Here is a 4,984-nt window from a genome sequence, read left to right on the forward strand (position 1 = left end):
GGTCGAGGTGGAGGCGGGTGACGGCGCCGAAGAAGGAGGCCGAGGTGACGGTGGCGGTGCCCGCCGCGTCGGCGGCGACGGTGAGGTTCTCGGGGCGGACCAGCACCTCGACGTCGGGACCAGAGGGGACCGGCCCGTCGACGGGCAGCCGGGTGCCGGCGACCTCCACCCGGCCGTCACCGGTGAGCCGGCCCGGGAGCCGGTTCATGGTGCCGACGAACTCGGCGACGAAGGGCGTGGCGGGCCGCTCGTAGAGTTCGGCGGGGGCGGCGCACTGCTCCAGCTTGCCGGCGTTGAGTACGGCGACCCGGTCGGCCATCGAGAGGGCCTCCTCCTGGTCGTGGGTGACGAACACGGTGGTGATGCCGAGGGAGAGCTGGAGCCGGCGGATCTCCTCGCGCAGGTTGGCCCGTACCTTGGCGTCCAGGGCGGAGAGGGGCTCGTCGAGCAGGAGCACGCGCGGGCGCAGGGCCAGGGCGCGGGCGAGGGCCACGCGCTGCTGCTGGCCGCCGGACATCTGGTGCGGGTAGCGGTCGCCGTGGTCGGGCAGGCCGACCAGGTCGAGGAGTTCGGCGGCGCGCTCGCGGCGGCGGGCCGCCGGGACGCCCCGGACGCGGAGCCCGAAGGCGACGTTCTCGCGGGCGTTGAGGTTGGGGAAGAGGCTGTACGACTGGAAGACCATCCCGGCGTCGCGGCGGTTGGCCGGGACGCGGGTGATGTCCTGCCCGTCGACCAGCACCTCGCCGGAGTCGGGGTGTTCGAAGCCGGCGAGGACGCGCAGGGCGGTGGTCTTGCCGCAGCCCGACGGGCCGAGCAGGGCGAGGAGTTCGCCCGGCTCGACGGTCAGGTCGAGCCCGTCGAGGGCGGTGGTGGTGCCGAACGCGCGGCGCAGGCCGCGGAATTCGACGCGGGCGCCCCCGGTGGCGGCGGACTCGGCCGGCTTCCCGGCCTCGGTCAGGGTGGTGGACATGCGGGTCAGGACTCCTTGCGGGAGGTAGCGGGGGCGGAGGCCGTGGTGGAGGGGGCGGTTCCGGCCCGCGAGAGGACGAGCAGCAGCAGCCAGGTGACGAGGAGGCTGAGGATGGAGACGGCCACCGACATCCGGGCCTGGGAGCCGGAGACGGAGACGATCCACACGGCGAAGGGCCTGAAGCCCAGCAGGGAGGCGATGGTGAACTCGCCGAGCACCAGCGCCAGGGTGAGGAAGGCCGCTCCGGCGATCGAGGTCCGCAGGTTCGGCAGCAGTACCCGCCACACCACGTACGGCCAGCTCGCGCCGCAGCTGCGGGCGGCCTCGACCAGGGTGGGCACGTCCACGGCGCGCAGGCCCGCGTCGAGCGAGCGGTGGACGAAGGGCAGCGCGAGCACGGTGTAGGCGAGGACCAGGACGACGGGGAACCGCTCGTCCTGGACGGCGATGAAGGTCTGGTAGAGCGGGGTCCGCGCAAGGTGGTCGGGCCCCCAGCGCAGCACCGTGGTGATGCCGGTGACCAGGGCGATCGGCGGCACCACCAGGGGCAGCATGCACACCACCTCGACCACGGGCCGCAGCTTCGGCGAGCCGATCCGTACGGCGATCAGCGCGGGCACGGCCAGCAGCAGGGACAGCGCGATGGTGGCGGCGGCCAGGCCCAGGGAGAGCAGCAGGCTCTGGGAGAAGCCGTCGGCGCCGAGCAGTTCGGTGTACGCCTCGAAGGTGACGCCCTGGCCGGGGACGTGCACGGTGAACACGAAGGAGGCCAGGAGCGGGAGGAGGAAGTACGCGCCGGCGAGGGCGAGCACGGCGCCGCGCCACACCCGGGGGCGGGGGCGGGCCTTCCGCGCCCGGGCGGCGTTCGCGGGGGCCGCGGCGGCATCGCCGCGCGCGGACCCGGGGGCGGACCCGGGGGCGGTCCCGGAGGCGGCCCCCGGGACGGTCTCGGCGGTCTCGGTCATCGCAGCCATCGGGCGCTCCGTCGCTGGAGGGGCAGGTAGACCGCCATGACCAGGCCGGCGATCAGGATCATGTCGAGGCCGAGGGCGAGCGCCACGTTCTCCTGGCCGGTCAGCACGTTGCCGGAGAGGGCGTCCGCGATCTTCAGGGTGACCAGCGGTACGGAGCCGCCGACCAGGGCGGCGGCCGTGGCGTGGGCCGCGAAGGCGGTGCCGAAGAGGAGGACGAACCCGCCGAGCAGGGAGGGCGCGAGCACCGGCAGGCCGACGTGGCGCCAGAACTGCCATCCGGTGGCCCCGTTGTTCTGCGCGGCCTCGCGCCACTGGGGGCGCAGCCCGTCCAGGGCGGGGACGGTGACCAGCACCATCAGCGGGATCAGGAAGTACAGGTAGACCACGGTGAGGCCGGTGAAGGAGTACAGGTCCCAGCCCAGGCCGGTGAGGTCGGCGAGCTGGGTGACCACCCCGGAGATGCCGGCGGTGGCGATGAACGCGAAGGCCAGCGGTACCCCGCCGAAGTTGGCGAGGACGCCGGAGGCGGTCAGGGCGGCCGAGCGCAGGGCGGTGGAGCGGGAGGTGACCACCGCCTGGGCGATCAGCACGCCGAGGAGGGTGGCGAGCAGGGCCGTCAGGGCGGAGAGCTGGACGCTGCCGCTCAGGGAGGTGAGGTAGGGGCCCTGGAGGGAGCGGGCCAGGTGCTCGCCGGTGACGTGGGTGGCGCCGGTGGCGGGGTCGGTACGGGTGACCGCGCCGAAGGCGATGGCGCCGAGCGGGATGCCGAAGCAGAGCCCGGTGAAGACGAGGAGGGGGAGGGCGGCGAGCCAGGTGCGCGGGCCGCGCCGCCGGCGGCGGGGGGTGGTGCCGCCGGCGGTCCCCTCACGGTGAGGGGTGGTGGTGGGTGCGGACATCAGCTGAGGGCCTTGTCCCACTTCTCGGCGAGGGCGGCCTTGGCCTTGTCGAGCTCGGTCGAGGCCGGGAAGGACGGGGTGCCCTGGACCTGCGGGAGCTTGGTGACGGCGTCCTTGTCGGCGGTGCCGTCCTGGGTCATGTTGGGGAGCAGGACGGGGCGGGCGTGGCCCTTGAGCCAGATGTTCTGGCCCTCGGTGCTGTAGAGGAACTCCATCCACAGGCGGGCGGCGGCCGGGTTGGGGGCCTCCTTGTTGATCGCCTGGGAGTAGAACTGGGCGTAGACGCCGTCGGCGGGGACGACGGTCTTCCAGTCGACGCCCTTGCCCTTGAACTGCTCGGCGTAGCCGGCGTTCAGGTAGTCCCAGTCGATCGAGATGGGGGTCTCGCCCTTCTCGACGGTGGCCGGGGTGGACTCGACGGGGATGAAGTTGCCGCTCTTGCGCAGCTGCCCGAAGAAGTCGATGCCGGGCTGGATGTCGGCGAAGGAGCCCTTGTTGGCGAGGGCGGCCGCGTAGACGCCGCCGAAGGCCGAGCCGGACTTGGTCGGGTTGCCGTTGAGGGCGACCTTGCCCTTGTACTCGGGCTTGAGCAGGTCGGCGAAGGTCTGCGGGCAGGTGGGGATCTTCGCGGCGTCGCAGCCGATGGAGACGTAGCCGCCGTAGTCGTTGTACCAGCGGCCGTCGGCGTCCTTCTGGGCGGCGGGGATCTTGTCCCAGGCCGTGACCTTGTAGGGGGCGAAGAGGTTCTCGTCGGCCCCGCTGCGGGCGAAGGCGATGCCGAGGTCGAGGACGTCGGGGGCGCGCTTCTGGCCCTTGCGGGACTTGACGGCGGCGATCTCGTCGGCGCTGGCGGCGTCCGGGTTCTCGCTGGAGACCTTGATCTTCGGGTACTTGGCCTGGAAGGCCTTGAGCATCTCGCCGTAGTTCGCCCAGTCCGGCGGCAGGGCGATCACGTTGAGCTGGCCCTCCTTCTCGGCGGCCGCGACGAGGGCGTCCATGCCGCCGAGGTCGGCCGCGGAGGCGGCGGTGGCCGGCTGGGCCTTGCCCTTGGCACCGGCGCCGGCGGCGGGCTGGTCGGGGGCGGCGCCACACGCGCCGAGGGTGGCGACGGCGGCGGCGCTGAGCAGTACGGCCGCACCGCGACGGGCGGAGGAACGGAACACGGTCTCTCCCGGAGACGAAGGGGGGATCACTTGTCAGGCATCACTTGTCTGAACAAGTTGGCCCCAGTTCGCCCGGGCCGGCTGTACGCGCGGTGAACGGCGTCTGGACCGTGGAGCACGGCTCGACGAAAACACGAGATTGACCGAAAGAAGTCGTGACAGGACCTGTTGGAATGATCATGAGTGGCGGTGCGGGAGGATCCGCACCAGGGCGAGCGGGGGGCGAACGGCATGGGCACGGTCCGGTATCTGGAGATCGCGGAGGAGCTGCGCCGGGAGATCCTGTCGGGCGCCTACCCGGTGGGCGCGCGGCTGCCCTCGGAGAGCGATCTGGCGGCCCGCTTCGCCGCCTCCCGCGGCACGGTCCGCCAGGCGGTGGCGAGCCTGGCCGCCGACGGGCTGGTCGGCTCCAGCCAGGGGGCCCGCAGGATCGTCCTGCGGCACGAGCGCCGGCACAGCTTCGGCGAGCTGAACAGCTTCGCCCAGTGGGCCGAGGGGATCGGCCACGAGGCCCGCAGCCGCTTCCTGTCGCGGACCCGGCGCCCCGCCACGGCCGAGGAGGCGGAGCGCCTCGCGCTGGCGCCGGGCACGGAGGTCCTGGCCGTGCTGCGGCTGCGGCTGCTGGACGGGGAGCCGGTGATGGTGGAGCGCACCGCCTACGCGGACTGGGTCGCGGAGGCGGTGGAGGCCATGCCCGAGGACTGCCGCTCGGTGATGGACGGCCTGGCGGCGGACTCCGGGGTCGTGGCCCACTACGGCGAGCACCTGATCGACGCGCTCCCCGCGGGCAGCGAGGACGCCCGGCTGCTGGAGGTCCGGCGCGGCAGCCCGCTGCTGCGCCAGCGTCATGTATCGGCCACGCGTACGGGCCGTCCGATCGAGTGGTCCGACGACCGCTACCGGGCCGGCAGCGTCACGTTCAGTGTGAGCAACTCGGCGGTAACCGCCCCGCTGGAGCGGCACCCGGGCGGCGGGGAGCGC

Annotated in this window: 5 protein-coding genes; 1 reads left to right on the forward strand and 4 read right to left on the reverse strand. The window is 73.3% G+C overall.

What is annotated here, in order from left to right; translation table 11 throughout:
* The 4 genes from ACFVXK_RS30770 to ACFVXK_RS30785 all read right to left on the reverse strand — a co-directional run.
* On the reverse strand, positions 1–970 hold a 970-nt coding region (locus ACFVXK_RS30770), incomplete at its 3' end, for an ABC transporter ATP-binding protein (protein ID WP_389617967.1).
* Positions 971–975: 5 nt separating this feature from the next.
* Positions 976–1,944, reverse strand: coding sequence for an ABC transporter permease (locus tag ACFVXK_RS30775; RefSeq protein WP_389617969.1), 969 nt, complete (start codon positions 1,942–1,944; stop codon positions 976–978).
* Positions 1,932–2,840: an ABC transporter permease gene (locus tag ACFVXK_RS30780; protein WP_389617972.1), complete on the reverse strand. Its 909-nt coding sequence runs from the start codon at positions 2,838–2,840 to the stop codon at positions 1,932–1,934. The genes ACFVXK_RS30775 and ACFVXK_RS30780 overlap by 13 nt, the downstream gene beginning before the upstream one ends.
* Positions 2,840–4,003, reverse strand: a complete 1,164-nt coding sequence (locus ACFVXK_RS30785; protein ID WP_389617975.1) for an ABC transporter substrate-binding protein — start codon at positions 4,001–4,003, stop codon at positions 2,840–2,842. The genes ACFVXK_RS30780 and ACFVXK_RS30785 overlap by 1 nt, the downstream gene beginning before the upstream one ends.
* 231 nt (positions 4,004–4,234) lie before the next feature.
* Between ACFVXK_RS30785 and ACFVXK_RS30790 the strand changes: the two genes are divergently transcribed.
* Positions 4,235–4,984 (forward strand): GntR family transcriptional regulator (locus ACFVXK_RS30790; RefSeq protein ID WP_389617996.1); only part of this gene is annotated, 750 nt, incomplete at its 3' end.

Origin of the sequence: Streptomyces sp. NPDC058157 (genome assembly GCF_042884105.1) — a bacterium.
Lineage (GTDB): Bacteria > Actinomycetota > Actinomycetes > Streptomycetales > Streptomycetaceae > Streptomyces.

Excerpts from the sequence above, each read along its gene's own strand:
- ACFVXK_RS30780 (WP_389617972.1), bottom strand. The coding sequence starts at position 2,840 with ATGTCCGCACCCACCACCACCCCTCACCGTGAGGGGACCGCCGGCGGC.
- ACFVXK_RS30775 (WP_389617969.1), bottom strand. The coding sequence starts at position 1,944 with ATGGCTGCGATGACCGAGACCGCCGAGACCGTCCCGGGGGCCGCCTCC.